We start from the raw sequence: 26,217 nt of genomic DNA, 5'->3' as shown, positions 1-26,217 counted from the left end.
GCCGAGCCGGTTCACACCGTTCCGCGCACCACCAGGGCATAGGTCTGCGGCCCCTGCGGCACGTTCGAACCGACCACTTCGATGGTCCAGGTGCCGGTTGCGGGGGCATCCACGTGCACCACCTCCACGTTGTTGACGGTGTCGAAACTCGGTGCGGCCGAGCCACTCTGGTTGCCGACCCGGCGCGTGCCGTCCGGCGCGGTGACGATCAGGTTGAGGTTGTTGACCAGCTGCTCACCGGGAAAGTCGCTGTAGGCCAACACGATCCGCAGCGGCTCGGCAGCCGAGGCAACCGTGACCGTGGTGGTGCGTGACTGCCCGGTCTGCACCGATCGGGTCTGATTGACCACCAGCCGGACGCCGGCCGGCGGGTTCGTGATCGCGGCCAGGTCGACCCGGCCGAATCCCTGGTGCGGATCCAGCACGGCCCCGGCGGGAGCGATACCGGGCAGTCGGCGGGCGCCGGCGACCAGGGTCGCCTTGAGCAGGGCACCGGTCGGCCGGGCCACCCTCAGCGTGGCCCGCAGGTATTGACGCAACCCGGCCACTGCTCCGGCGGTGAGCGGCGTCGCCATCGAGGTGCCGCCCATGTAGAAGTAGCGCTTCGAGGCCGGGAACGGGCTCCATGCCGTGGCCGTGGGCGAGAGCATCGTCGACTTGGTCGACAGGATCCACGTACCCGGCGCCACGACGTCCGGCTTGGTGCGCCCGTCGGTGGTCGGGCCACGACTCGAGAAGGCGACCACCTGCTCGGGGTCGTCCGCCATCGGCGCACGCTTGTAGGGCGGCGCCGGGTAGTCCTGCGGCCACCAGTCGCCGTAGCGCTCGGTGTCGAAGGCATGGCGCAGGTTCTCGCTCGCCCCCACCGTGATGCAGTTCTTGGCCGTGCCCGGGCTGGTCACCGACCCGAGGTTGATCTGCCCGTCGCCGTCGGCGTCGCTGCCGTCGTTGCCGGCCGCGACCAGCACGGTGAGCTGGGGGTGGGACCAGACGAACGCATCGAGTTGGCGGCACTGGGTGTCGTAGGCCCCCGCATCGCCCCCGCCCCACGAGTTCGAGTGCACCCGGACGCCGCGTGCGTAGGCATCGGCGAACAGTGTCGAGATGTCCGCCGGGATGCCCGCGAGCAGGTAGCGGCCGTACGTCTGCAGGTCGGCCGGGTCCTTCCAGTCGATCGCCTGCTCGACGGCCTGGAAGACCAGCTTGGCCTTGTGGCCCACGCCGCGAATCGGTACCTGCCCGGCGATCGCGGCGCTCGCCGTCCCGTCGCCGACGGCCGAGCCGGCCACGTGGGTGCCGTGACCGGAATCCAGGTCGGCGGCGCCGTCGTCCGCGCCGGGGTTCTTCACGTAGGGCGTGAAGTCCGGCGAGATCGGATAGCTGAGAACGGCTTTCACCCGGCCGGCGAAGTCCGGGTGCGCCGGACTGGTGGTGCCGACGTCCAGGCCGGTGTCGCAGATGCCCACCACCTCGCCGCTGCCGTCCAGCCCGGGTGCGGCCAACCCCGCGCTGGGGACGGCGCGCATGATGGACGTCGCCACGTCGTTGCTGATCCGGTTCACCGTACGGCGGCGTACCGACCGCACGCCGTGCACGGCCGACAGCGCCTCGACGAAGCGCCGTTGCTGCACCGCGGTGCCCTCGGGCTGTTCGATCACCACGATGCCGCTCGCCGACTCGTCGGCGGTCACCTTCGCGCCCAGGGCGCGCAAGGCCGACCGCCCGCTGCGGGCCTCGCGGGGGGTGAAGAACTCCACCACGATCGAGTGGGGCAGCAGCCGGGTGCGGGGTGGCGCAGCCTCCTCGTCCGCGGCGGCGTCGGCGGCCAGGTCGACCCGCGCGGCCGGCGGCAGGTGCCCGGTCCACCGGACGCACTCCAGTCCCGCGATGGCCGTGATCGCCGACTCGTCGGCACGCACCACGATGGTGAAGGCGGCCCGGGTGTCGACGAGCTCGCCGCCGGCGGCGGCCACCTGGTCCAACCACTCCTGCTTGACGGGGCCGACGAACTGCACCAGGTAGTGGTGCGGGCCGGGTGCCAGGCGTCGCGCCCCGGTATAGGCGGGGTGGCTGCGGGTGCGACCGGCGGCGGTGATCCTCGGCGCCGACGTGTCGATCGTGGTCCCCAGGCGCCCGCCCAGGGGAATGGCGTACTGGTCGGTGATGTCCTCGACCAGGAACTGCCCGTTCAGGTCGGCCGCGACGGCGTCGTCGGCCTCGACCACGGTGAAGGCCTGGTAGCGCGAGACGTCGTGGACCCCGGGCCGAGCGGCCACCTCGTCCTGTTGCGCGCCGGTGACGAAGACTTTGAGCATGCGGCTCATGGCGGGTGCGCCTCCGGTCCGTGAGGAGTGTGTTGTTGCGCAGGAGCCTCACACGGTCTCGTTGATACCGCTCGTCGACAAGATCACGGGGGTGGCGGGCCGTGGTCGTGACGCGACCGGTCGCGGGGCGTGTGTCAGGGAGTCGTGCTTCCCAGACTGAGAGCCAGTGAACGCAGCAGGGAGCCGAGGCGGTGTCGATCGGCGTCGTCCAGGGTCGTCAGCAGCGCCCACTCGTGGTGGAGCAGGGAGGCCAGGGCGTCGTCCACGGCGCTGCGCCCGGTCGCGGTGAGCGAGACCAGGACGCCGCGGCCGTCGTCCGGGTCGGGTTCGCGGATCACCATCGATCGGGCCTGCAACCGGTCGATCCGGTTGGTCATGGTGCCGCTGGCCACCAGGGTCTCGGCGGCCAACTGTCCGGGGGAGAGGCGGTAGGGCGGCCCCGCCCGGCGCAGCGCCGCCAGGACGTCGAACTCCCAGGTCTCGAGATCGTGTTCGGCAAAGGCGGTCCGGCGAAAGCGATCGAGATGGCGGGCCAGCCGGCTCACGCGCGAGAGCACCTCGAGCGGCGCCAGGTCGAGGTCGGGACGTTCGCGTTGCCAGGCCGCGACGATGCGGTCGACCTCGTCGACCCTGTCGACCCTGTCGACGTCGCCGCTCGACTCGCTCGCGCCCTGGACGGCCTCGGTCACGATCGCCGGGTCCCGACGCCGAGGGTGGGCTTCTTCTCCAACCCGGACAGCCCGTTCCACGCCAGGTTCACCAGGTGCGCGGCGACGTCCGCCTTCTTGGCCTTGCGGTGATCGAGCCAGTACTGGCCGGTCAACGCGACCATGCCGACCAGCATCTGGGCGTACAGCGGCGAGGGCTTGGAATCGAGCCCGCGGCGCGAGAACTCGTCGGCGAGCAGGTACTCGACCTGGCCGGCGACATCGCTCAGCAGGCTCGCGAAGGTGCCGGTCGACTGCGTGACCGGGGAGTCGCGTACCAGGATGCGAAACCCGTCGGAGGAGTTCTCGATGTAGCCGAGCAGCGCCAACGCGGCATTCTCGAGCAGGACGCGGGGGTGCTGATGACCCGAGAGCGACTCGGTGATCGCGGCCAGGAGGGCCTGGATCTCGCGGTCGACGACGACGGCGTAGAGCCCCTCCTTGCCGCCGAAGTGCTCGTAGACCACCGGCTTGGACACCTGCGCGGTGGCGGCGATCTCCTCGACGCTGGTGCCCTCGTAGCCCTTCTTGGCGAAGAGCTTGCGCCCCACGTCGAGCAGCTGCTCGCGGCGCTCCTTGCCGGTCATCCGGGCGCGTCCGGACGACGACGACCGTGTGGTCGTTCGACGCGCGGGGCGCGCAGCGGGCTGACCTGCGTCGTCGCGGATGGGGGAGGTCACGCCCCCATCATGCCTGTCCTCATGCTCGGGTGGGGTTGACCCGCTTGGCGGCCAACCGCTCGGCCTTGGGCCAGCGGACGTCCCAGGCCCAGCCGGCCTTCTCGAACAGCCAGATGAGCCGGGCGCTGGAGTCGAGCTGCCCTCGCAGCACCCCGTGTCGGGCGCTGGTCGGATCGGCGTGGTGCAGGTTGTGCCAGGACTCACCGAACGAGGGGATCGCGAGCCACCACACGTTGACCGACCGGTCGCGGCTGGCGAACGGGGCGGAGCCCACGGCGTGGCAGATCGAGTTGATGGCCCAGGTGACGTGGTGCAGCAGCGAGATCCGCACCAGGCTGCCCCAGACGAAGGCGGTGACCGCCCCCTGCCACGACCAGCTGATCAGGCCACCGAGCACCGGCGGCAGCAGCAGCGAGGTGGCCACGATGGCCGGGAAGGCGTTCGAGATGCGCGCGATGTCGGGGTCCTTGAGCAGGTCACGCGAGTAGCGGCGAGGGTTGGTCTGTTCGACGTCGAACAGCCAGCCCATGTGGGCGTAGAAGATCCCCTTGAGCAGGGCCGGCAGGTCGTCGCCGTAGCGCCAGGGCGAGTGCGGGTCGCCCTCGCGGTCACTGAACGCGTGGTGGCGACGGTGATCGGACACCCACCGGATCACCGGCCCCTCGATCGCGAAGGACCCCGCCAGGGCGAGGGCGATCTTGATCGGTCGGGTGGTCTTGAACGAGCCGTGCGTGAACAGGCGATGGAACCCGACGGTGATCCCCAGGCCACCGATGGTGTAGGTCACCGCCAGGATCGCCAGGTCGAGCCAACTGACCAGGTTCCACCGGAACGCCATCGGTACCGCCGCGATCACGGCGAGGAACGGCACCACGATGAACAGCAGGGTCATCGACCGGTCGAGCGTGCTGCGTCCGACCTGGTCGAGGTGCGGTTCCGGGGTGGCAGCCGGGTCGGACGCCGCGGGCCGGCCCGCCGCGTCCTCGGTCACCTCCTCGGTCACCTCGTCGGTCACATCGTCCAGGGAGGTGGGCGTGGCGATCGACGGATCGTGGGGCGCCGAGGCGGTGGTGGGAGGAGTCATCGGGCGTGGTTCCTCGCTGTCGTGGGTCGTTCCGCCGGAATGTAGACGGCTACGTAACCGTAACCTACGACACCGTAGGTAGGCCAGTATGACCGCCGCGCCGTGGGCTCGTGCGCGACATCGTGGGTGCCGGATCGGGCACACTGGTCGATGCCCGGTTCGCTCATCGACCGGTCCGCCCTGGTGTAACGGCAGCACACAGGCCTTTGGAGCCTTGAAGTCCCTGTTCGAATCAGGGGGGCGGAGCCGACGTCGCAGATCACGTCGGACCAGCAACGCTGCCTCCTGTGGCCGGTTAGGATCGCGGTGCCGATCCCCGGGTGCCGAGGAGGCAGTAACCCCGTGAGCCAGTCCGAGAGCCAGTCCACCCCTCCGGCCACCGCTCCACCCACTGCCGTCGTCGTCCTCGCTGCAGGTGAGGGCACCCGGATGCGGTCGAGTACCCCCAAGGTGCTTCACCGCATCGGGGGCCGTTCGCTGGTGGGGCATGCCATGGCGGCAGCCCGCAGCCTGCGCCCCGAGCATCTGGTGGTCGTCGTCCGTCACGAGCGCGACCGGGTGGCGGCGCACGTCGCCGAGGTCGATCCGGATGCCGTGGTCGCCGACCAGGACGAGATCAAGGGCACCGGCCGCGCCGTGGCCTGCGGGCTCGAGGCCCTGACCGGCCCGCTGACCGGCACCGTGGTGGTGACCTACGGCGACGTCCCGCTGCTCACCGGCGCGACCTTGGCCGACCTGCTCGCGCGCCACACGGCGTCCGGTCACGCGGTCACCGTGCTCACGGCCGAGGTCCCCGATCCCTCCGGCTACGGCCGGGTGCTGCGGGACGCCGACGGCTCGGTGGCCGGCATCGTGGAGCACAAGGACGCCGACGCGGCGCAGCGCGCCGTTCGGGAGATCAACTCCGGGATCTACGCCTTCGACGCCGAGGTGCTCACCGATGCGTTGGGGCGGATCGGCACGGACAACGCCCAGGGTGAGATGTACCTCACCGACGTGCTCGCCATCGCCCGGGGGGACGGCCGTGGCGTGGGGGCAGTCATGACGGACGACGTGTGGCAGGTCGAGGGGGTCAACGACCGGGTGCAGCTGGCCACCCTGGGGCGGGTGCTCAACGAACGCATCGTCACCCACTGGATGCGCGAGGGCGTCACCGTGGTCGATCCGGCCAGCACCTGGGTGGACGTCACGGTCGGTCTCGATCGCGACGTGACGCTGCTGCCCGGCGTCCAGTTGCACGGCAGCACCGAGATCGCCACCGGGGCCACGATCGGGCCCGACACCACGTTGACCGACTGTGTCGTCGCCGGCGGCGCCGAGGTGATCCGCAGCCATGGCACCGGGGCGCTGATCGAGGCCGGTGCGAGCGTGGGGCCGTTCAGCTACCTGCGGCCGGGTACCCGGCTCGGCCCGAAGGGCAAGATCGGGGCGTTCGTCGAGGCGAAGAACGCCCACGTGGGGGCCGGCTCGAAGGTGCCGCACCTGTCCTACGTGGGGGACGCGACCATCGGCGAGGGCACGAACATCGGCGCCGCCACGGTCTTCGTCAACTACGACGGGGTCGCCAAGCACCGGACGACGGTGGGCGACCACGTGCGGGTGGGCAGTGACAGCATGCTGGTCGCCCCGCTGACCATCGGGGACGGCGCCTACACCGCCGCCGGTTCGGTGATCACCGAGGATGTGCCACCCGGGGCCATGGCCGTGGCCCGGGGGCGGCAGCGGAACATCCCCGAATGGGTGACCCGCCGCCGGGCGGGCACCGCCTCGGCGCAGGCCGCCGAGGCAGCAATGGCAGCCCAGGCCGCCGAAGGGACCGAGTGAGCATGAGCACCGCCTTCACCGCCGCCAACGAGAAACGTCTGGTGATCGCCAGCGGACGGGCGCACCCGGCGCTCGCCGAGGAGATCGCCAGCGCCCTCGAGGTCGATCTGCTCCCCACCAGCGCCTACGACTTCGCCAGCGGTGAGATCTATGTCCGCTTCGGCGAGAGCGTGCGCGGTAGCGACGCCTTCGTGGTCCAGAGCCACTGCCACCCGATCAACAAGTGGCTGGTCGAGCAGTTGCTCATGGTGGACGCCATGAAGCGGGCCTCCGCCAAGCGGATCACCGTGATCGCCCCGTTCTTCCCCTACGCGCGACAGGACAAGAAGCACCGCGGGCGCGAGCCGATCTCGGCCCGGTTGATGGCCGACCTGTACAAGACCGCCGGTGCCGATCGGATCATCTCGGTCGACCTGCACACCGCCCAGATCCAGGGCTTCTTCGACGGCCCGGTGGATCACCTGTGGGCCTTGCCGCTGCTGGCGGACTACGTGCGCGGTCGGGTGGATCGCAGCAAGTTGACGATCGTGTCCCCGGACGCCGGCCGGGTGCGGGTGGCCGACGTCTGGTCCGATCGGCTCGCGGCGCCGCTGGCGATCATTCACAAGCGGCGTGATCCGAGCGTGCCCAACACCGTCAAGGTGCACGAGGTGGTCGGCGAGGTGGCCGGTCGCACCTGTCTGCTGGTCGACGACATGATCGACACCGCGGGCACCATCGTGCAGGCGGCCGAGGCGCTGAAGGAGAACGGCGCCAACCAGGTGATCGTGGCCGCGACGCACCCGATCATGTCCGGCCCGGCGGTCGACCGGTTGAAGAACAGCATCATCAGCGAGGTCATCGTGACCAACACGTTGCCCATCGCCGAGGAGGCGATGTTCCCCAAGCTGACGGTGCTGTCGATCGCCCCCATGATCGCCCGGGCGATCCGTGAGGTGTTCGACGACGGCTCGGTGACCTCGTTGTTCGACGGCAACGTCTGAGACCGCTGCGTGGGCCGACCCGAGGGTGGTCGGTTCGGGAGTTGCGCGGTCAGTTCTGACTCGAGTGCGGTCACTTTGGGATGAAGACAACGATGTCATCGGTCGGAAGTGACCGCGGTCGACAGTGGGTGGGCTGAACTCGACCTTTGCTCGGCCCTCGTCAGGCCCGGCCTGGGGCGCCCGCCCAGGGTGAGGGAGCCGCGGGGGTGTGTGATGTCGAAAGGACTGCGGCTCGAACGATTTCTGCCCCAGGCCATCTCGCGGCTACGATGGCGCGGTTGCCTCGGCGAGGGCTTCCGCAGAACAGCTCGTGATGCGGAGCCGTGATCGACGCGGGCGCTTGCGCTCAACGTCTTCGCGGCCTTCGCCTCCGTTCGGGGCAGCGCCCGCGACAGCGCACTCGCCCTGTCGCAACCGCCAGGATCGCCCGACGTAACGAAGACGCCCGAGGCCGTTGCGCCTCACCGATGAGGAGTGAACGTGTCCGAGGTCAAGCTCACCGCCGAGAAGCGCACCGAGTTCGGCAAGGGGGCGGCCCGCCGGCTGCGCCGCGCGCACAAGGTGCCCGCGGTGCTCTACGGCCACGGCACCGACCCGGTGCACCTCGCCCTGCCGGGTCACGACACCATGATGGCCCTGAAGAAGTCCAACACCCTGCTCACCCTGGACCTGGGCGGTTCGACCGAGCTCGCACTGCCGAAGGACGTCCAGCGGCACGCGGTCAAGGGCATCATCGAGCACGTCGACCTGCTGCTGGTCCGTCGCGGCGAGAAGGTCACCGTCGACGTCCCGCTGCACCTGGTGGGCGAGCCGCAGAGCGGCACCCTGGTGACCTCCGAGCTCAACACCCTGTCGATCGAGGTCGAGGCCACCCGCATCCCCAGTGCGATCGAAGTCAGCGTCGAGGGCCTCGAGGCCGGCGCCCGCATCCTGGCCGGCGAGATCACGTTGCCCGCGGGCAGCACCCTCGAGACCGACGCCGAGGCGCTGGTGCTGCAGGTCACCACGCCTACCGACACCAGCACTGATGACGAGGCCGAGGCCGACGTCGAGGGCGAAGCGGCTCCCGAGAGCGAGTGAGCCCGGAACGGCCCCTGCCGGGGAGCCCTGAGCCGTCCGACGCCACGTGGCTGGTGGTCGGCCTGGGCAACCCTGGCACCCAGTACGCCGGCAATCGGCACAATGCCGGGGCCATGGCCGTGGCCCGTCTCGCCGACGAGCTCGGCGTCCGGTTGGGCAAGCACAAGTCCCGCGCCCAGGTCGCCGAGGTGCGCCTGGCACCGGTGGCCACGCCGTCCGGCATGCGACCCGGGCCCCGCCTGGTGCTGGTCGTGCCGACCAGCTACATGAACCTGTCCGGTGGTCAGGTGACCGCTGCCGCCGGCTTCTACGGTGTGGCGCCCGAACGCCTGCTGGTGCTGCACGACGAACTCGATCTGCCGTTCGGCCAACTGCGCCTCAAGCGCGACGGGGGCGAGGGGGGCCACAACGGGCTGCGTTCGATATCGCAGTCCCTGGGCTCGCGGGACTACTGCCGGCTGCGGTTGGGTATCGGGCGTCCGCCCGGCCGGATGGACCCGGCGGACTTCGTCCTGCGGGACTTCGCCGCGGCCGAGCGTGAGGACGCCGCCGTGATGGTCGGGCAGGCCGCGGACGTCGTCCGCGATGTGGCGCTGCTCGGGTGGGAGCGCGCCCAGGGCGAGGTCAACACCCGCGCCCAAGCCCTCTGACGCCCGGTTCGCCGGCGCGTGCGCGCGCATCAGCCGTTCGGGTCAGCCGCAGGTCCGGTGTCCTGCGACCGCACCTCCGCTGTTCGGCCGGTTTGGGTCCCAGCTCTGCCGGACGCGCCGTGGCGGAGTGCCACAGGCAGCGAGTCGCCTGATAGTCCTGCAGATCACGACGCACGGACCAGGCACCGGGGAGCAGCCGAACCATGTCGATCGACCTACGTCGGGCGGATCCCGCCCGGGACGACGCCCGGTGTCGACTGCCCGTCGACCGCCCGCGGGTGCGCCACCGGCTGATCCTGCTGCCCCGCCCCGATCTGATCACCGATGCCGAACAGCGCCGATCCGCGCCGGCCTGTGGCCACCACCGGGCGGTGTTGATCGGGGATGCGCTCGCCGCCCTGCTCACCGCCGTGGGTCTGGCCACCGTCACCGCTCGTGAGGGTGGTCTCGACCTGGCCGGTGTCGGGTTGGCGATGCTGCTGCCCGCGGTGTGGCTGGTCCTGCTCGCCGGGCGCGGTGGCTACCGCGTCCAGCTCGGCGATCCTCACCGTGACTCCCCCCGGGAGGTGGTCGTGGCGGGGGTGGTGCTGGTGGTCGGAGCCGCCGGCCTGGCCTTCCTGGTGGGCGCCGACCTTCCCCGGCTGCTGCCGCCGCTGGCGGGTCTGGGATTGGTGGCCGGATCCGGGGTGCTGCGTTGGCTGGCGCAGAGCCGCCTGCAGGCCGAGCGGCGCCGGGGTCGCGGCCTGGCACGCCTGCTGGTGATCGGTCACCCCGAGCCCACCACGCGGCTGATCGAGCTGCTGGACGCCGCGCCCGATCGGGGTTTGGTGGTGGTTGGCGTGGCACTGCCCTTCGACGGCTACCCGCACACGCCGTCCTTCGGAGTGCCCATCGTGATGGACGACGCCGAGATCGACGCTTTGGTCAGCATGGCCGCCGAGCTGGGTGTGGACGGCGTGGCGCTCAGCAGTGACCCCGACGTGTCGGGCAGCGGCAGCCGCCGGCTGCACGACGTGCTCGCCGAGCGGGGCATCGACCTGCTGGCCGTGCGGGAGACCACCAGCGCCTCGTGGAGCCCCTGGGTGCGTGAGATCGTCGGCACCCCGCTGGTGCAGGTGGGGGTGAGACTGGGCCATCAGGGTCTGATGCGGCGCCGTGCGACGTAGCGCTCACATCCTGTTCCGAGTGCTGCGGTACCGTCGTAGGGAGCACTTTCGTGCGCTGGAGCACCGTCGCTCCCGTACCCCTGCTCTGTGAGTTCGACAATCTGTTCGACCAGAAATAAGGATGCTCCGTGTCCCGAACCCGGGCGACCACCACCGGCACCTCCGACACATCACATTCCACCGCTCACCGCGACGCCCACACCCCCGGCGGCGCCGACGCGCTGTGGGCCGGCGACGGCGAGCTGGCCCGCAGCCTGGCCGTCGAGGCCGGCGAGGTGCTCATGCAGATCCGTCGCGGGGGTTTCACCGGCGACGGCCTCAAAGCCGCCGGGGACGCCGGGTCGCAGGCCGTGCTCGCCCGCCGGTTGGACGACGACCGCCCGGACGACGCGGTGCTGTCGGAGGAGGCGCCGGACGACCCGGCCCGGCTCACGGCGTCCCGGGTCTGGATCATCGACCCGCTGGACGGAACGCGCGAGTTCTCCGAACCCGGTCGGATCGACTGGGCCGTTCACGTGGCGTTGTGGGCCGGGGGCGACCTGGTGGCCGGCGCGGTGGCCATGCCCGCCGACGGCATCTGTTACTGCACGGCCTCACCACCGGAGCCCCCCGTGCGCGAGCCGGGTCCGCTGCGCCTGGCCGTCAGCCGCACCCGACCCCCGGCGTTCGTGGCCGAGCTCGCCACCCGACTGGGCGCCGTCCTGGTGCCGATGGGCTCGGCCGGGGTCAAGTGTGCCTCGGTCTGGCGCGGTGAGACCGACGCCTACGTCCACGCCGGCGGTCAGTTCGAGTGGGACTCGGCGGCGCCGGTGGCCGTGGCCCGGGCCGCTGGTCTGCACACCAGCCGGATCGATGGATCGCCCCTGGTCTACAACCAAGCCGACCCGAGATTGCCCGATTTGGTGGTGTGTCGTCCCGAACTGGCCGACACGATTGTGAGCGCTACCGCGGCACTGGCTCAGGGCTGAGCCGTGTCACGCCGACTACTGACCCATGAGGTGCGCCGTGACCGCACGCCCTGGACGAGGTGAGTGAGCTGAGCAGGAGCCAGCACGAGTACCGGCTCTCCGAGCTGTCGACGCTCGAGGCAGAGTCGATCCACATCTTCCGCGAGGTCGCGGCCGAGTTGGAGCGCCCCGTGCTGCTCTTCTCCGGCGGCAAGGACTCGATCGTGATGTTGCGCCTGGCCGAGAAGGCCTTCTGGCCGGCGCGGATCCCGTTCCCGGTCTTGCACGTCGACACCGGGCACAACTTCGACGAGGTGCTGGCCTACCGCGACCGCCGGGCGGGCGAACTCGGCGTCCAGCTGCTCGTGGGCAGCGTGCCGGAGGCGATCGCCTCGGGTGCGGTGCACGAGCTGCCCGACGGCACCCGCAACCGGCTGCAGACCCCGGTGCTGCTCGAGACGCTCGAGAAGCACGGGTTCACCGCCGCGTTCGGTGGCGCTCGTCGCGACGAGGACAAGGCCCGTGCCAAGGAGCGGGTGTTCTCCTTCCGTGACGAGTTCGGTCAGTGGGACCCGAAGAACCAGCGCCCCGAGTTGTGGTCGATCTACAACGGCCGGATTCACCTGGGGGAGTCGATCCGGGTGTTCCCGCTGTCGAACTGGACCGAGCTGGACATCTGGCAGTACGTGCAGCGTGAGCAGATCGAACTGCCGAGCATCTACTTCGCGCACGAGCGTGAGGTGTTCGACCGCGGCGGGATGTTGTACGCCAACCACGAGTACTGCCGCCCCCGGGACGGCGAGGAGCTGTTCACCGCTCGAGTGCGCTACCGCACGGTGGGCGATGCCTCGTTGACCGCGGCGGTGCTCAGCGAGGCCGACACCGTCGAGAAGATCATCGAGGAGGTGGCGGCGACCCGGATCACCGAGCGCGGCGCCACCCGGGGCGATGACAAGTTCAGTGAGGCCGCCATGGAGGATCGCAAGCGGGAGGGGTACTTCTGATGGGCGCCTCGATGCAGGAGAACACCGGCCAGCCGTGGAATCCGGCGGCCGGCGAGCGCCGTCGCAAGCCGCGTGGCATGGACCTGTTGCGGTTCGCCACCGCCGGGTCGGTGGACGACGGCAAGTCGACCCTGATCGGGCGGCTGTTGTTCGACTCCAAGTCGATCTTCGCCGATCAGTTGGACGCCGTGGAGCAGGCCAGCGCGCGGATGGGCGACGAGTACGTCAACCTGGCCCTGCTGACCGACGGCCTGCGGGCCGAGCGGGAGCAGGGCATCACGATCGACGTGGCGTACCGGTACTTCGCCACGCCGCGGCGCAAGTTCATCATCGCCGACACCCCCGGCCACATCCAGTACACCCGCAACATGGTCACCGGGGCCTCGACCGCGGACCTGGCGATCATCCTGGTCGACGCCCGCAAGGGTCTGGTCGAGCAGAGTCGTCGGCACGCGTTCATCGCGACCCTGCTCCGGGTGCCGCACCTGGTGCTCGCGGTGAACAAGATGGACCTGGTCGACTACTCCCAGGACGTGTTCGACGACATCCACGACGAGTTCGTGAACTTCGCCGCCAAGCTCGACGTGCCCGACCTGACCGCGATCCCGATCTCGGCCCTGGTGGGCGACAACATCGTCACCCGGTCGTCGAACATGGACTGGTACGACGGGCCGTCGCTCTTGCACCACCTCGAGAACGTTCACGTCTCCAGCGACCGCAACCTGATCGATGCCCGGTTCCCGGTGCAGTACGTGATCCGGCCGCAGTCGTCGAACATCCACGACTATCGCGGCTATGCCGGCACCGTGGCGTCGGGCGTGTTCAAGCCGGGCGATGAGATCGTCGTGCTGCCATCGGGTTTCGGCAGCACCATCGCCTCGATCGAGACCATGGACGGGCCGGTCGACGAGGCCTACCCGCCGATGGCCGTCACCATCCGGCTGGCCGATGAGATCGACATCAGCCGCGGCGACATGATCTGCCGGCCGAACAACGCCCCGATGGTCACCCAGGACGTCGACGCGATGGTCTGCTGGATGAGCGACAAGCCGTTGCAGCCGGGGCAGAAGCTGGCCCTCAAGCACACCACCAAATCGGTGCGCGCCATGGTCAAGCAGTTGCGCTACACCCTCGACATCAACACGTTGCACCGCCACGAGGGCACGCCCTCGTTGGGGCTCAACGAGATCGGCCGCATCGTGCTGCGCACCACCGGCCCGTTGTTCGCCGACCCGTACCGCCGCAACCGGCACACCGGCGGCTTCGTGCTGATCGACGAGGCCACCAACGTCACCGTCGCCGCCGGGATGATCCTGGACGGCTGAGCGCGCGGGTCTATCGTGGCCGGGTGAGTGCTCGGATGCGGAAAGTGACCATGAAGGTGGCGCTCGCCGGCGCGGGCCTGCTGCTGGCGTGCGCCGTGCCGGTGGCGGTCGGCTCGGCAACACCGGCGGCCGCCGCGGGAACGGTGCCGACGATCGCCTCGCTGAGTGTCAGCGCCACAACGGTCGCGGCGTCCGGCCTCACCCCGGCCACGGTGACGGTGTCGATCCGGCTGACGAGCGCCGTCGCGCTGTCGCCGTCCTGCACGCTGAACGACGGTGGGCAGCCCGGCAGCGCCGGGGCGTTCATCATGCTGACCCGCACCACCCCCGCCGACCCGAGGGTCGGCTCGCTCGTGCCGGCGCGGACCGCCCATGCCCTGAACCTCACCTCCGGGAGCGGTACCGACGGCAGCTGGACGGCGCAGATCGCCGTGCCCTCGACCTGGGTCGGCACCTGGCGGGTCGCGACGGTCTTCGCCTGCAGCCCGGACGACGTCACCTCCGAGAGCGTCGATCCTGACACCGTGGGACACGGGGGAGCCTTCACGGTGACCGGTACCGAGTTGCCCGCGCTGTCGATGGGCTACCGCCCGAACCCCGTGCCGTGGAACGCCTCGACGGTGCGGGTGCAGGGACGCCTGGTCAACGGCGAGACCGGCGCACCCCTGGCGCGGCGACGGCTCGACTGGTGCCGCGACACCGGGTGCGGCATCGACGGTGGGTACACCTCGACCGTCGTGATCACGGACGACGCGGGGTACTACCGGTACACGCTCGGGGTGTCCCCTGTTCTCGAGCCTGCAGGTGTGGACCACCCCGGTGCCGGCCACCTGGTTCGGTACCCAGCGGGTCTCGCTCGTGCTCAGCCGCGGCCCCCAGCCGGTGACCGCTCCGGCGGTGAGCGTGACGCCGTCCGCTGCCGTGGTGGCCACGGGATCGCGGCCGCAGGTCAGCGGCCGGTTCTTCGACGCCGGCCGGTGCTGGTCGGTGACGGATCGGCACCCGGTTCTGGTGGAGTATCTGGTCGGCCGGACGGCGTGGCGACCCCTCGTCCGGACGACGACCCGGCTCAACGGCCGATGGCAAGCCATGGTGCCGGCGAGAGCAGAGCGCTGGGTGTTACGGGCGCGCTATCCCGGCACGTCGGGCGCGGGCGACGGGTCGGGCGCCTGCGCGGGGGCTACGAGCCGCTCGTTCGCGCTGACCGGCGTCTGAGCGCTGGACCGGGCGCCTCGCACCCCGGCATCCGAGCGGTACCCGCAGCGGCACTCGGATGGGCTAAGGCTTCGCCGGGTTTCGGCCGATCACCCCTGCAGGGACCACCATCGGGCGGTCACCGTGACGAACCCGCCGACGTGACGAGCGTGGGGCGAAGGGGTGTGACGTGGGAAGGCAGTTGGACGTACTGCTGGTGTGTTCGAGCGGTGGCCACCTGGCGCAGCTCACCGCACTGGACCCGTGGAGTCGCGAGCACCATCGGCGCTGGGTGTGTTTCGACACCCCGGATGCGGTGAGTGTGCTGCGCGGGGAGGACGTGGTCTGGGCCTACCACCCGACCACGCGCAACATCGTGAACCTGGTGCGCAACGTCGCCCTGGCCTGGCGTGAACTGCGCGGACGCCGTCCGGACGTGGTGATCTCGACCGGGGCGGGGGTCGCGGTGCCGTTCTTCCTGGTGGCCAAGCTGTTGCGGGTGCCCACCGTGTATCTGGAGGTGTACGACCGGATGGACTCTCCGACGCTGACCGGGCGGCTCTGCCGGCCCTTCACCGACGCGATGCTCGTGCAGTGGGAGGAGCAGCGCGAGCTCTACCGGGACGCCGACGTCGTGGGGTGTGTGCTGTGACCCGGCGGATGTTCGTCACGGTCGGTACCGACCATCACCCGTTCGAACGGTTGATCACCTGGGCCGAGAACTGGGCCGGCCGGGTGGACGACTGGGAGGTGCAGGTGCAGCACGGCCGCACCCGGGCGCCACGTGTCGGGATCGGGTTCGACTTCTGTGACCACGACCGGTTGCAGGAGCTGTTCGAGACCAGCGACGTGATCGTGACGCACGGCGGCCCGGCGACCATCACCGAGGCGCGTCGTCACGGCCATCGGCCGATCGTGGTGCCGCGCGACCCCACCCTGGGCGAGCACGTGGACAATCACCAGCAGTTGTTCAGCCGGCGGCTCGGTGCCGCCGGAGTGGTCGAACTCGTCGAGACCGAGGATGACTTCCTGGCCGCCGTGGTGGCGATGTCCTACCTGCCCCGTCAGCGTCAGGTGAGCGAGGAGGTCCCGCCCGGGGTGTTCCGGGTCGGCGCGGTGGTCGAACGCCTCGCCCATCGACAGCGCCGCCACTGAGTCGCACCGCCCGCGATCGATCGACATCGACCCGGACTGACGAATACTCAACGCAGTCAATCGACCACGAAGAGTAGCTGCATCCTGTAGATTCACGGTGTGCGGCGTCAGTCTCCACGGCTCGGTGAACGCTTCAACTTGGCGGTCGACACCGACCCCATCGACCTGCGCGACATCCGGCGAGCGGCCCCCCCGCGGCCGCCCGCCGTCCATCAACCCTTCGCGGCGGGACGTCGTCCCGGTCCACCGGTGCCGCCGGCCCGGGTGAAGGTGTTCGGTGCACCGATCCCGGAACCGCATGTCGCCGATCCCGACCCGGGCGTGGACCCGTCGTTGCTGCTCGCCCGCGTGCCCTGGGCCCGGGTCAACCGCATCACCTGGACGCCGCGGCTCCGGCGCCGGCTCCGGCTGGCCGCCCTGCTGTGTGCCGGGATCGGCGCGGCCGGCCTCGTGGTGCTGGCGGCGGTCAGCATGGCCGGTGGCGGCTGACCCGGAGATCCCTCGTGTGATCGCGGATCGATCGGGTCACTGGCCGAGGCTGACGTCCGGAACCCCCGGGACCCCACTCACCACGATGCCGCCGTTGCCGTCGACCGTGACGTTGCCGTCCTCACCCGTCACGGTGACGCCGTTGTCGTTCACCGTCACCTGACCGTCCTCACCGGTCACCGTGACATCGCCGCTGGTGTTGCCCTTGATGGTGACGCCGCCGTTGGTGTCCCCGGTCGGGGCGACGGTGGTCGAGGCGCCGGCTCCCGCACCCGAGGAGGAGGTGCCGAAGGTGACGCTCTTCTTGTCGTCGTTGCACCCGGCCAAGCCCAGCGGCAAGGTCAGCGCGAGGGCGGAGATGGCGATCAGGCGGGCGGTGCGGTTCATCGAGAACTCCCGAGTGGGTGGTGAGTGATGGCTCGTTGCCAGGTGAGAGAGCCCCTGGAGCCGATCGGTTCACGGCGAGATCTGCAGCGTGGCCAGCACCTTCGTGAGATCGGGATCGCCATCGCGTGAGCGCACCTCGAGCCAGACGGTCCACTCCGTGGTCCCGGGGTTGGCCAGCACCACCTCGTCGAGGGTGGTGCCTCCGGCACAGTTCTCGAACCGCCAGGTCTGCCCCTGCCAGGGGCCGACGCCGACCGGACGCCGGGTGGCCGCGCCGCAGCCGGTCACGCCGAGCAGGTCGTACACCTCGTTCGGCTCGTGATGGCTGTCGTCGAACGCCACCGCCACCGCGCGGCCGTCGCCCCCCGCGCGCGAGCCGCTGGTGGCGTCGTCCGCACCGGGAAAGGTCAGCCCGGCGGTGCCCTGCCAGCTGCGCGGGACCCGCACCGACACCTTGTCGTCGGCTGCGCTCAGCGGGCGGGTGGTGGCCAGTGCCCACGCCGGGCGAGCACCCGCGGCGAGCGCCAGGGCGATCCCCAGGGCCACGACGCGGCCTCGCCACCGCCATCGGCGCCGAGGTCGCTGGGTCGCTGGGAGCCGACTCGTGACGTCCCGCTGCGGGGCGGGCGCGGCCGGCGCAGCGGCAGGGTGGAGCCACGGCGTCAGAGCGGTGCGCAGCGCCCGCGCGAACTCCGCGGCGGTCGCCGTCCGCTCGCTCGGATCGGGGTGGGTCGCCACCGCCAGCACCCGGCCGAGCGGTGTCGCCGGCCACGGCGGGCTCAGGGCGAGCATCCGCCCGGCGGTCATGGCCAGGGCGTAGACGTCGCTGGGCGGGCCGATGTCGGCCGAGTACGTGCGCTGTTCGGGGGGCATGTAGCCGTCCGAGCCGGCCGGCATGGTCAGTCCCGAGGCCCACTGCAGGTCCTTGGCGATCCCCAGGTCGCCGAGCAGCGCCCGGTCGGCCGCGCGGCCGCCGTCCGGCCACCCTGCCCGGCCCTGCGCCGCGCCGGGTGCGCTGCGGAGCAGGATGTTGCGTGGCTTCACGTCCCGGTGCACGATCCCGTGCCGGTGCAGCACCGTCAGCCCGTCCGCGACGGCATCGACCAGGTCGGCGACGGTCTCGGCCGACCAGGGCGGTGGGTGCTGTTCGAGCCGCTCGGCCAGGGTGCCACCGTCCGCGTAGGTCATCACGAACCAGGGCCGCCCGTCGGGGAGCTCACCGAGGTCGTAGACCCGCACCAGGTGGTCGCTGTCCACCCGGCGCAGCAGCCGAGCCTCGTCGACGAAGCGGCGGCGGATGTCCGCCTCGCCCGCCCAGTTGTCGGCCAGCACCTTGACGGCCACCAACGAGTCGAGTTCGTCGTCCCGGGCGAGCCACACGGTGGCGAACCCGCCGGCCCCCAGACGCCGCTCGAGCCGGAAGCGCCCGATGGCGGCCGGTGCGTTCACGAAGGTCATGATGCCTCACCATGGGGGCATGACGGACGTGGATGCGTTGGCTGCTGCGGCTGCCGCAGGTGACCGTGCGGCCCTGGAGGCGTTGTTGCACGCCGTCCGGCCCGAGGTGTTGCGACGCTGCCAACGCATCCTGCCGTTCCACGGTGACGCCGAGGACGCCTGTCAGGAGGCGCTGATCGCGGTCGCCAAGGGCATCCACACCTTCGCCGGCCGCAGCCGGTTCACCACCTGGCTCTACCCGGTGGTGGCCAACAGCGCCTTCGCGACCTATCGCCGGATGCGTCGGGCAGCCCACGATGCCGGGCTCGACCAGGTGAGTGAGCCGGTCGACCCGGCCCGGGTGAGCATCGTGGCCGGTACCCGGGTCGACCTGGTCGAGGCGCTGGAGCGGTTGCGCGCCGACCAGCCCCACGTGGTCGAGGCGGTGGTGCTGCGTGACCTGATGGGCCTGGACTACCGCGAGATCGCCGAGCGGCTCGACGTCCCGGTCGGCACCGTCAAGTCGCGCATCAACCATGCCCGGACGGCGCTGCGCGGCTACCTGACCGAGGCCGTCTGAGCATCCGTCGACCCGGCGCCGAGCCCCCTCGTAGACTCGCCGGGTGACCTCCTCGACCGACGTCGCCGCGAGCGAGGCGCTCCGGACGCTGCGCACGGTGTTCGGCTACGACGCCTTCCGTGGTCATCAGCAGGAGGTCATCGACCACGTCTGCGCCGGGGGCGATGCCCTCGTGCTGATGCCGACCGGTGGTGGCAAGTCGCTGTGCTACCAGATCCCGGCGCTGGTGCGTCCGGGGGTCGGGGTGGTGATCTCGCCGTTGATCGCCTTGATGCAGGACCAGGTCGACGCGCTCACCGGGGTGGGGGTGCGGGCGGGATTCCTCAACTCCACCCAGGATGCCTCGACGCGTCGCCGGGTCGAGGCGGCCTTCGTCGCGGGGGAGCTCGACCTGCTCTATCTCGCGCCCGAGGGGTTACGGGCCGAGGCGATGCTGCGGTTGCTCGACCGGGGTCGGATCGCGCTGTTCGCCATCGACGAGGCGCACTGTGTGGCGCAGTGGGGGCACGACTTCCGCCCGGACTACCTGGCCTTGTCGGTGCTGCACGAGCGCTGGCCACAGGTGCCGCGCATCGCGCTCACCGCCACCGCGACAGCTGCCACTCGGGAGGAGATCGCCACCCGGCTCGACCTGACCCGGGCTCGCCAGGTGGTGTCGAGTTTCGACCGTCCCAACATCACGTATCGCATCGTGCCCAAGCACGAGCCCCGCAAACAGCTGCTCGACCTGTTGCGCAGCGAGCACGCCGGGGACGCCGGGATCGTCTACTGCCTCTCACGGGCCTCGGTCGAGACCATCGCCGATTTCTTGTGTACCAACGGGATTGTCGCCCTGCCGTATCACGCCGGGCTGGATGCGCAGACCCGGGCGACGAACCAGGCCCGGTTCTTGCGCGAGGACGGGCTGGTCATGGTCGCGACGATCGCCTTCGGCATGGGCATCGACAAGCCCGACGTCCGCTTCGTGGCCCACCTCGACCTGCCCAAGTCGATCGAGGGGTACTACCAGGAGACCGGTCGGGCCGGGCGCGACGGTCTGCCCTCCACCGCCTGGCTCGCCTACGGCCTGCAGGACGTCGTCCAGCAACGCAAGATGATCGAGGGCTCGGCCGGTGACCTGGCGCATCGCCGGTCGTTGTCGGCGCACCTGGACGCCATGCTCGCGCTGTGCGAGACGGTCGAGTGCCGTCGGGTCAACCTGCTGGCCTACTTCGGCCAGCCCTCGCAGCCGTGCGGCAACTGCGACACCTGCCTGAACCCGCCGCAGTCCTGGGATGGCACCGTGCCCGCCCAGAAGCTGCTCTCGACGGTGTGGCGGTTGCAGCGCGAGCGGGGTCAGTCCTTCGGCGCCGGCCAGTCGATCGACATCCTGCTGGGAAAGCGCACCGACAAGGTGGTGGCCTCCCGCCACGACGAGCTGTCGGTCTTCGGCGTCGGCGCCGATCTGCGGGACACAGAGTGGCGTGCCGTGGTGCGCCAGTTGCTCGCCCAGGGGCTGCTCGCCGTCCAGGGGGAGTACGGCACGCTCACCCTCACCGACGCCAGCGCCGAGGTGCTGGGCGGACGGCGCGTGGTGATGATGCGCCGCGAACCCGAGCGGACGGCGTCCGGCCCGAAGCGAAAGCCGCCCCGGTCGGCTGCCGCCGCGGTCGTCGACCTGGACCCGCAGGCGCTGCCGGTGTTCGAGCGGCTACGGGCCTGGCGGGCGGCGTCCGCCAAGGAGGCCGGGGTGCCGGCCTACGTGATCTTTCACGACGCGACGTTGCGCCAGATCGCGGCGCTGCACCCGGCGACGCTCGACGACCTCGCGACGGTCAACGGGGTCGGCGAGGCCAAGCTGGCGCGGTACGGGCAGCAGATCCTCGACCAGCTCACCGGCTAGCGGCTCTGCAGCGCGTCGAGGGCCACGGCCATGGCGGCGCCGACCCGCCAGTCCAGGCGCCAGCCGTTGGGCGCGGCGGGCAGTTCGATCTCGTAGACGTCGCGGATCGCCCGGCGCCGCAGACTGCTCATCACGAGCGTTCCGTCCGGGGCGTTGAAGTCGAAGTGGAACAACCACGGAACCGGGATCTCGCCCAGGATCGGTACGAGTTCCCAGACCCGGCGCAGCACCGCGATGGTGTGGTTGCGCTCCTGGCCCATGCCCTGGAAGCCGTCCGGGGTGCCGATGTGCCAGGTCGAGCGCAACAACGACTTGCCGAAGTCCTTGCGGAACCAACCGATCGGGGTGCCGACGGCGTCGGTGACGTCGTAGGTGGCGCCGAGGTCCATCCGGCTACGGGCCTTGAACGAGAACACCGGCCGGCTGCGGGACTCGTCGGTGTAGAAGGTGACCTGTTCCTTGAAGGCCATCCGCTTCTGCTGGGCCAGGCAGATCAGCCCGGTCTCCTGCCCGGCGTCGTTCACGGCGATGATCTCGTAGCGGTTGACCATCATCGTGAGCTTCTGGCGCATGACGAAGCGGGTCAGTGGGGCGCCGGCCGGTGGCTGCCCGGGCGGAGCGGCGGGCGGCTCGTATCCGTACGTCATGGTGATCGGTTCCCCTCGAGTCGTGGTGGCCTCCAGGGTGCCGTACCGGACCAACGTCCGCAGCGTGTGCCGCGCGATGGCACGCGGACATTTCGGAAGCCGTTGGCGGTGTCCGGGAACGGCAGGGTTGACTGTCGGCCATGAGTCAGAGTCTCGACCAGGTGAACCGGCACGCAGAGCGCTCCCGGAGCGAGCGCGACGACCTCGACGCCGTCTTGGACGCCGGCGCTGTCGGCACCCTGTCGACGGTCGTGGACGGGCGCCCCTGGGTGGTGCCGATGCTCTACGCGCGCGATGGCGATCGGCTGGTGCTGCACGGCTCGACCGGAGCGGGGGCGCTACGGCACGTCGCGGCCGGCGCGCCCGCCGTCCTGTCGGTGGTGCATCTGGACGGCGTGGTGGTCGCCCAGACCACGTTCGAATCCTCGGCCAACTACCGCTCGGCCGTGGTGCACGGCGAGCTGACCACGTTGGCCGGTGAGGACAAGGCCGCTGCCCTCGACCTGCTGTCGGAGGCCATCATCCCGGGTCGCACCGCGGAGGTGCGCCCCATGATCGGCAAGGAGCTGGCGGCGACCCTGGCCATGGCCCTGCCGATCACCGACGGCCGCTGGACCGTCAAGATCCGCACCGGCCCCCCGGCTCCCATGGACGACGACGCCACCGACGTCGAGCGCGCGGCCTGGACCGGCGTCGTCCCGCTGGCCCTGACCGCCGGCACCCCCATCCCCTCCGACTGGTGCCCCGAGGCAACCCCCGTCCCCGACTCGATCACCCGCCTCATCGCCCGCCACCCCCACCCCTGAGAAACCCGCTCATGCTCCGCAGGTGACCGCTGATGCTCCGCAGGTGACGCGAAAAGTGGCCTTTCGGCCGGCAACGCGCGTCACCTGCGGAGCATGAGCGGGTTGGGTGGGGTGAACGGGGGTGGGGTGAGCGGGGTGGATCAGCCCCAGGGGAGTTCGCGGCCCAACAGCGTCGCCAGCGCGGCGTTGTGCGGTGCGTAGAACTCCTTCAGCTCGGCCTTGACCGCCTCGTCCATGGGTTCGTAGGGGCGGTAGTTGTGCTGGGTGGTGTCCGGGATCGGGGTCGGATCGATGCCCAAGAAGGTGGCCATCTCGCCCATCGCCGCCTGCTCGTCGGTGTACATGTCCTCGCTGATCATGACCAGGACACGTTCGCGTCCGACGGCGTCGAACCAGCGTTCGAGCTGCGGAGCGTAGATGCCGCGCTCGCGGTAGGTGTACCAGTCGTGCGCCCGGCTGTAGTAGTACGGGTCGCTGGCCATCTTCGCCGGCTCGCCGGCGACCCGGGCATCCTCGGCAGCCAGCGCCTGGCCGAAGGTGAGCGGCTCGACGTCGTTGTCCACCCGCTCCCAGTAGTGGCTGTAGGCCCGTTTGACCGGGTCACGCAGCAGCACGATGAACCGCGCCTCGGGCAGGTCCCGGGCCACCCGCGCCGGAACCCGCGGATCGAACATGTAGTACGGGCTCGACTCGCCGGTGATCACGCGCTTGCCCAGCTTGCGCGACAACGCGTGTCGCGCGCTCACGGTGGGGAAGTGGCCGCGGTACCACTCCTCACCCTTGTCGTAGTGCCAGTAGAAGTAGTGCGGCGACTTCCAGTTCTCCCACTTGGCGACCATGGGCATCACCTGCGGGTGCTGGATCAGGTACCGCCAGGCGGACGTCGAACCGCCCCGTTTGGTGCCCAGCACCAGGAAGTCCGGCATCGGTCGCCAGGTGGCCGTCGCGGTGCCGTAGCCCCGGATCGCGCCCTTGGCCGCCTGTTTGGCCTGGACCGGGATCAGGTTCTTGAGGGTCTGCTCCAGCGTGGTCATGCCGACCTTCCTTCGGTGGGGCGTTGAACGGGGATCGAGGGTCCGGGTGCAGCGCCGGGACGACGGCGCAGCGCGCCCATCAGCTCGTCGAGACCGAGCTGAACTCGTTGGGTGACAAGGGCTGCCAGGTAGCACCCGGTGGCGCCGAGGCCACCGACCAGCAGGACGACGACCGCCGGTGTGGTGCCGCCGCCGGACTGGAACGCCGTCCGGATCGCCAGCGCGGGAAGCCCGAAGGTGAACAGGACGGTGAGCCCGGCGCGCAGCGCGGCGCCGTCCAGACTGTGCAGGCCCAGGCCCCGGCGAATCTCGACGGTGCCGGCGACCGCATCGGTCAGCATGGCGGCCGACCACCCGATCCCGGCGCCGAGAATGCCGAGCCGCGGCACCAGCACCAGGTCGAGCGCGAGCATGATCACGATCGCGGCGCCGGTGTTCATCGCCGCCCAGTGGCTGTGCCGGGCCATGTTGAGAACAGTGTTGGCGTTGCCGGTGGTCACCACGGCCAGCATCGCGATCGACAACACCGCGAGAGTCGTTGCCGCCGAAGCGAAGTTCGGGCCGAGGATGCCGAGTACCCCGGGGGCGAAGATGGCCAGCGCCAGGTAGACCGGCCAGGTCGACAGCACCGCCCAGCGGACACTCAGTCGGTGCACACTCTCGGCCTGAGCGCGGTCCTTCCGGGCGAAGGCCGCGGCCAGGAGTGGCCCGACCGAGAGCCGAACCGCTTGCAGTGCAAAGGTTCCGCTGGTGACGAAGCGGCTGGCGGCGGCATACACCGCGGCGGGTGCGGCCCCGAGCAAGGCGGTGACCAACACGACGTCAGCCCACACGATGAGCACCTCGAAGGTGGCCGCCACGCCACGCGGTGCGGTGTGGCGCCAGAAGGCCCGCACCCCGTGGTCGCGGGTGATCTGGTCGGGCTCCGATGGGCCGGGGGTCGGTGACGCCGTGACGGTGTCGACGCGAAGCCGAACCAGCCGACGCACCTCGCGCACCGCCAGCGCAGCGGCGACGAGCAACGGCAGCGCCCAGGCGGCGACCGCCAGGGTGGCCGTACTGGGCACCTCGAGGCCGTGATCGAGGGCGACGCCACCGGCCAGCACCGTCCCGGCGAGCAACAGCGGCCGCGAGACCGGCAGGAACACCTGCTGCACCGTGGTGAAGGTGCGCAGTGAACCCAACCCCCGCGCTGCGCCGTTGAGCAGCACCATCGAGGTGGTCGAGAGCACCAGGAACGGGGCGAGCAGCCGCAGGACGTCGGCCATGCGAGCGGCCGTGTCCGCAGGGAACAGCAGGTGCGCCAACGGATCTGCCGCGACGGCCACGAGCACGGCGACCGCCGCGGACGCCGCGATCACCGGTCGCAGCGCCCCGGACAGGACGGGTCGCACCAGCTCTGGACGCCGCGCAGCGCGCAGCCCGGACAACGCCCGCACCAGCCCGGTGTCGGCCCCGAGCGCGAGCACCGCGGTGGCGATGGTGAACAGCGCCACGGCGGTGAAGTAGATGCCGGCATCACCGGCGGGCAACATCCGGCTGACGGTCACGGTCAACACCAGGCCGCCGGCTCCGGCCGAGATCGCCCCGATCAGCCCGAGAGCACCCTGGCGAGCCGCGGTGGCGGCCACCGCCGGACTCGAGGAGCTGCCGGCATCAGCTCCGGTGGCAGCCGGGGTGCCGGCCGGCTCGGGTGCGACACCGATCGGTGGGCCGCTCGTGCTCACAACCCTCTGCCGCGCCGGTGCAGGAACCGCTGGATGCCCTCGACGCTCAGCACGCCGCTCGCCACGACCGCGGCGACGTAGGCCCGCGGCTCACCCCGGTGCAGCCGCACGGTGTCGAACGCGGTGCTGAGTGCCTCGCGGCGGCGTCCCATGGCGGCCAGCGCGATGGCCTGCTGGCCACGGATCCGCGCCTCGCCGCGAGGGATGGAGGCGAACTGAGGATGCTTGTCCAGCAGCACGTCGAGGCTGTCGTGGATCATCTGCCACTTGGAGAAGTAGTACGACGAACCGTGCCAGTGCACCCGCACCAACGGCCGCGGCACCGAGAGCACCGGGCCGACCGCGGCGGCCCGCAGCAGCAGGTCGTAGTCCTCGGCGTAGCCGCCGGGCAGGTCCTCGTCGACCAGACCGATCGCGCCGGTCAGGTCATCGCGGCGGATCAGGAACGTCGACGGGTGCAGCTCCATGATCCGGCGGGTGAGCAGATCCTCGAGCGTGGTCGGCCGCAACGGGCCGGGCCGGTGGGTGGCGATGCCGTGGGTCACCACCGACACCCCGGTGGCCACCATGGACGCCGACGGGGTGCGGACCAGCAACGGCACCTGGGCGGACAGCTTGTCCGGCAGCCATTCGTCGTCGTCATCGCAGAAGGCCACGAAGGCGTTCGAGGCGGCCAGGATGCCGCTGTTGCGTGCTCCCGGCAGGCCCTTGGAGCGGGTGTTCGGTATCTGGCGCAGCGTGACCCCCGCCCGCAACTCCGCGGCCATGGTCGCTTCCAGCTCGGCCGTGGCATCGGCGGACGGCGTGCCGTCGCGTACCACGATGATCTCGATCGGGCCGAGGTGGTCCTGCCCGGCCACGCTGCGCACCGCCCGCAGCAGCAGCTTCTCCCGATCGACGGTCGGGATGATCACGCTGACGGCGGGGGCGTCGTCCCCGGCCTGACGCGGGGACGGCACCTCGCCCGGCGTCGCGCCGGGCTCGGGGCGGGCAGGAGTCTTGGCCATGGGTGGCGAATCGACACCGACCGGGCAAGCCTTGAGTTCAGCCTGCGGTGACCCCCCGTCCGGACGACGAGCCGAGGCGAGGAGTTGAGGTGATGCGC

26 protein-coding genes are annotated in these 26,217 nt (G+C 70.8%); 15 read left to right on the top strand and 11 right to left on the bottom strand.

The window, feature by feature from the left end; translation table 11 throughout:
• Nucleotides 1–11 precede the first annotated feature (11 nt).
• The 4 genes from IPK24_21925 to IPK24_21910 form a co-directional block, all read right to left on the bottom strand.
• Nucleotides 12–2,315 carry a S8 family serine peptidase gene (locus tag IPK24_21925; protein ID MBK8078143.1) on the bottom strand — a complete coding sequence of 768 codons (2,304 nt, stop codon included), beginning with the start codon at nt 2,313–2,315 and terminating at the stop codon, nt 12–14.
• A gap of 143 nt (nt 2,316–2,458) precedes the next feature.
• Nucleotides 2,459–3,013, bottom strand: a complete 555-nt coding sequence (locus IPK24_21920) for a winged helix-turn-helix transcriptional regulator (protein ID MBK8078142.1) — start codon at nt 3,011–3,013, stop codon at nt 2,459–2,461.
• A complete protein-coding gene (locus IPK24_21915; protein ID MBK8078141.1) occupies nt 3,010–3,618 on the bottom strand; it encodes a TetR/AcrR family transcriptional regulator in 609 nt (202 codons plus the stop codon). The genes IPK24_21920 and IPK24_21915 overlap by 4 nt, the downstream gene beginning before the upstream one ends.
• 112 nt (nt 3,619–3,730) lie before the next feature.
• A complete protein-coding gene (locus IPK24_21910; GenBank protein ID MBK8078140.1) occupies nt 3,731–4,795 on the bottom strand; it encodes an acyl-CoA desaturase in 1,065 nt (354 codons plus the stop codon).
• A gap of 429 nt (nt 4,796–5,224) precedes the next feature.
• Between IPK24_21910 and glmU the strand changes: the two genes are divergently transcribed.
• The 8 genes from glmU (at nt 5,225) to cysN (ending at nt 13,774) form a co-directional block, all read left to right on the top strand.
• Complete coding sequence (gene glmU / locus IPK24_21905; protein MBK8078139.1) at nt 5,225–6,619, top strand: bifunctional UDP-N-acetylglucosamine diphosphorylase/glucosamine-1-phosphate N-acetyltransferase GlmU; 1,395 nt, start codon at nt 5,225–5,227, stop codon at nt 6,617–6,619.
• Between the two features lie 2 nt (nt 6,620–6,621).
• The gene (locus IPK24_21900; protein ID MBK8078138.1) at nt 6,622–7,602 is read left to right on the top strand and encodes a ribose-phosphate diphosphokinase; all 981 of its coding nucleotides are present in this window, start codon (nt 6,622–6,624) and stop codon (nt 7,600–7,602) included.
• A 480-nt stretch (nt 7,603–8,082) separates the two neighbouring features.
• Entirely contained in the window at nt 8,083–8,682 is a 600-nt protein-coding gene (locus IPK24_21895; GenBank protein MBK8078137.1) for a 50S ribosomal protein L25/general stress protein Ctc, read from the top strand.
• Nucleotides 8,683–8,696: 14 nt separating this feature from the next.
• Complete coding sequence (locus IPK24_21890; protein ID MBK8078136.1) at nt 8,697–9,332, top strand: aminoacyl-tRNA hydrolase; 636 nt, start codon at nt 8,697–8,699, stop codon at nt 9,330–9,332.
• A 203-nt stretch (nt 9,333–9,535) separates the two neighbouring features.
• Nucleotides 9,536–10,498 (top strand): hypothetical protein, encoded by a 963-nt coding sequence (locus IPK24_21885; protein ID MBK8078135.1) that lies wholly within the window; start codon nt 9,536–9,538, stop codon nt 10,496–10,498.
• Nucleotides 10,499–10,626: 128 nt separating this feature from the next.
• The gene (locus tag IPK24_21880) at nt 10,627–11,466 is read left to right on the top strand and encodes a 3'(2'),5'-bisphosphate nucleotidase CysQ (protein ID MBK8078134.1); all 840 of its coding nucleotides are present in this window, start codon (nt 10,627–10,629) and stop codon (nt 11,464–11,466) included.
• 68 nt (nt 11,467–11,534) lie between these two features.
• Entirely contained in the window at nt 11,535–12,449 is a 915-nt protein-coding gene (cysD, locus tag IPK24_21875; GenBank protein MBK8078133.1) for a sulfate adenylyltransferase subunit CysD, read from the top strand.
• A gap of 77 nt (nt 12,450–12,526) precedes the next feature.
• Nucleotides 12,527–13,774, top strand: coding sequence for a sulfate adenylyltransferase subunit CysN (gene cysN / locus IPK24_21870; protein MBK8078132.1), 1,248 nt, complete (start codon nt 12,527–12,529; stop codon nt 13,772–13,774).
• Nucleotides 13,775–13,784: 10 nt separating this feature from the next.
• On the opposite strand, the gene IPK24_21865 is transcribed toward cysN, so the two are convergent.
• The gene (locus IPK24_21865) at nt 13,785–14,273 is read right to left on the bottom strand and encodes a hypothetical protein (GenBank protein MBK8078131.1); all 489 of its coding nucleotides are present in this window, start codon (nt 14,271–14,273) and stop codon (nt 13,785–13,787) included.
• A gap of 305 nt (nt 14,274–14,578) precedes the next feature.
• On the opposite strand from IPK24_21865, the gene IPK24_21860 reads away from it, so the two are divergent.
• From IPK24_21860 to IPK24_21845, 4 genes are all read left to right on the top strand, one after another.
• Nucleotides 14,579–14,989 carry a hypothetical protein gene (locus tag IPK24_21860; protein ID MBK8078130.1) on the top strand — a complete coding sequence of 137 codons (411 nt, stop codon included), beginning with the start codon at nt 14,579–14,581 and terminating at the stop codon, nt 14,987–14,989.
• Between the two features lie 169 nt (nt 14,990–15,158).
• Entirely contained in the window at nt 15,159–15,620 is a 462-nt protein-coding gene (locus tag IPK24_21855; GenBank protein ID MBK8078129.1) for a UDP-N-acetylglucosamine--LPS N-acetylglucosamine transferase, read from the top strand.
• Nucleotides 15,621–15,628: 8 nt separating this feature from the next.
• Entirely contained in the window at nt 15,629–16,123 is a 495-nt protein-coding gene (locus tag IPK24_21850) for a glycosyl transferase family 28 (GenBank protein ID MBK8078128.1), read from the top strand.
• 99 nt (nt 16,124–16,222) lie between these two features.
• A complete protein-coding gene (locus IPK24_21845) occupies nt 16,223–16,612 on the top strand; it encodes a hypothetical protein (GenBank protein MBK8078127.1) in 390 nt (129 codons plus the stop codon).
• A 36-nt stretch (nt 16,613–16,648) separates the two neighbouring features.
• On the opposite strand, the gene IPK24_21840 is transcribed toward IPK24_21845, so the two are convergent.
• Entirely contained in the window at nt 16,649–16,999 is a 351-nt protein-coding gene (locus tag IPK24_21840) for a hypothetical protein (GenBank protein MBK8078126.1), read from the bottom strand.
• A 69-nt stretch (nt 17,000–17,068) separates the two neighbouring features.
• Nucleotides 17,069–18,457, bottom strand: coding sequence for a serine/threonine protein kinase (locus IPK24_21835; GenBank protein MBK8078125.1), 1,389 nt, complete (start codon nt 18,455–18,457; stop codon nt 17,069–17,071).
• Between the two features lie 19 nt (nt 18,458–18,476).
• Between IPK24_21835 and IPK24_21830 the strand changes: the two genes are divergently transcribed.
• Nucleotides 18,477–19,016, top strand: a complete 540-nt coding sequence (locus tag IPK24_21830) for an RNA polymerase sigma factor (GenBank protein ID MBK8078124.1) — start codon at nt 18,477–18,479, stop codon at nt 19,014–19,016.
• Between the two features lie 43 nt (nt 19,017–19,059).
• Nucleotides 19,060–20,898 (top strand): DNA helicase RecQ, encoded by a 1,839-nt coding sequence (recQ, locus tag IPK24_21825; protein ID MBK8078123.1) that lies wholly within the window; start codon nt 19,060–19,062, stop codon nt 20,896–20,898.
• Here the strand turns inward: recQ and IPK24_21820 are convergent.
• Nucleotides 20,895–21,470, bottom strand: a complete 576-nt coding sequence (locus IPK24_21820) for a hypothetical protein (protein ID MBK8078122.1) — start codon at nt 21,468–21,470, stop codon at nt 20,895–20,897. The genes recQ and IPK24_21820 overlap by 4 nt on opposite strands.
• A gap of 215 nt (nt 21,471–21,685) precedes the next feature.
• Between IPK24_21820 and IPK24_21815 the strand changes: the two genes are divergently transcribed.
• The gene (locus IPK24_21815; protein ID MBK8078121.1) at nt 21,686–22,351 is read left to right on the top strand and encodes a pyridoxamine 5'-phosphate oxidase family protein; all 666 of its coding nucleotides are present in this window, start codon (nt 21,686–21,688) and stop codon (nt 22,349–22,351) included.
• A gap of 140 nt (nt 22,352–22,491) precedes the next feature.
• Here the strand turns inward: IPK24_21815 and IPK24_21810 are convergent, their stop codons facing one another.
• Genes IPK24_21810 through IPK24_21800 form a run of 3 tightly spaced genes read right to left on the bottom strand, consistent with a single transcriptional unit; the run spans nt 22,492 to nt 26,119 of the window.
• Nucleotides 22,492–23,385: a sulfotransferase gene (locus IPK24_21810; GenBank protein ID MBK8078120.1), complete on the bottom strand. Its 894-nt coding sequence runs from the start codon at nt 23,383–23,385 to the stop codon at nt 22,492–22,494.
• Nucleotides 23,382–25,112: a polysaccharide biosynthesis C-terminal domain-containing protein gene (locus IPK24_21805; GenBank protein MBK8078119.1), complete on the bottom strand. Its 1,731-nt coding sequence runs from the start codon at nt 25,110–25,112 to the stop codon at nt 23,382–23,384. The genes IPK24_21810 and IPK24_21805 overlap by 4 nt, the downstream gene beginning before the upstream one ends.
• Nucleotides 25,109–26,119, bottom strand: coding sequence for a glycosyltransferase family 2 protein (locus tag IPK24_21800; GenBank protein ID MBK8078118.1), 1,011 nt, complete (start codon nt 26,117–26,119; stop codon nt 25,109–25,111). Before IPK24_21800 ends, IPK24_21805 begins: the two co-directional genes overlap by 4 nt.
• Nucleotides 26,120–26,217 lie beyond the last annotated feature (98 nt).

It is taken from the genome of Kineosporiaceae bacterium, from assembly GCA_016713225.1.
Classification (GTDB): Bacteria; Actinomycetota; Actinomycetes; order Actinomycetales; family Kineosporiaceae; genus JADJPO01.
Note: the sequence above shows the minus strand (reverse complement) of the source record. Positions and strands in the feature narration are given on the sequence as shown.

Bases quoted from the DNA above. Each gene is read 5' to 3' on its own strand.
- IPK24_21925 (MBK8078143.1), bottom strand. From the start codon at position 2,315: ATGCTCAAAGTCTTCGTCACCGGCGCGCAACAGGACGAGGTGGCCGCT.
- IPK24_21915 (MBK8078141.1), bottom strand. From the start codon at position 3,618: ATGACCGGCAAGGAGCGCCGCGAGCAGCTGCTCGACGTGGGGCGCAAG.
- IPK24_21910 (MBK8078140.1), bottom strand. From the start codon at position 4,795: ATGACTCCTCCCACCACCGCCTCGGCGCCCCACGATCCGTCGATCGCC.
- glmU (MBK8078139.1), top strand. From the start codon at position 5,225: ATGCGGTCGAGTACCCCCAAGGTGCTTCACCGCATCGGGGGCCGTTCG.
- IPK24_21900 (MBK8078138.1), top strand. From the start codon at position 6,622: ATGAGCACCGCCTTCACCGCCGCCAACGAGAAACGTCTGGTGATCGCC.
- IPK24_21885 (MBK8078135.1), top strand. From the start codon at position 9,536: ATGTCGATCGACCTACGTCGGGCGGATCCCGCCCGGGACGACGCCCGG.
- cysN (MBK8078132.1), top strand. From the start codon at position 12,527: ATGGACCTGTTGCGGTTCGCCACCGCCGGGTCGGTGGACGACGGCAAG.
- IPK24_21850 (MBK8078128.1), top strand. From the start codon at position 15,629: ATGTTCGTCACGGTCGGTACCGACCATCACCCGTTCGAACGGTTGATC.
- IPK24_21840 (MBK8078126.1), bottom strand. From the start codon at position 16,999: ATGAACCGCACCGCCCGCCTGATCGCCATCTCCGCCCTCGCGCTGACC.
- IPK24_21835 (MBK8078125.1), bottom strand. From the start codon at position 18,457: ATGACCTTCGTGAACGCACCGGCCGCCATCGGGCGCTTCCGGCTCGAG.
- IPK24_21830 (MBK8078124.1), top strand. From the start codon at position 18,477: ATGACGGACGTGGATGCGTTGGCTGCTGCGGCTGCCGCAGGTGACCGT.
- IPK24_21820 (MBK8078122.1), bottom strand. From the start codon at position 21,470: ATGCGCCAGAAGCTCACGATGATGGTCAACCGCTACGAGATCATCGCC.
- IPK24_21815 (MBK8078121.1), top strand. From the start codon at position 21,686: ATGAGTCAGAGTCTCGACCAGGTGAACCGGCACGCAGAGCGCTCCCGG.
- IPK24_21810 (MBK8078120.1), bottom strand. From the start codon at position 23,385: ATGACCACGCTGGAGCAGACCCTCAAGAACCTGATCCCGGTCCAGGCC.
- IPK24_21800 (MBK8078118.1), bottom strand. From the start codon at position 26,119: ATGGCCAAGACTCCTGCCCGCCCCGAGCCCGGCGCGACGCCGGGCGAG.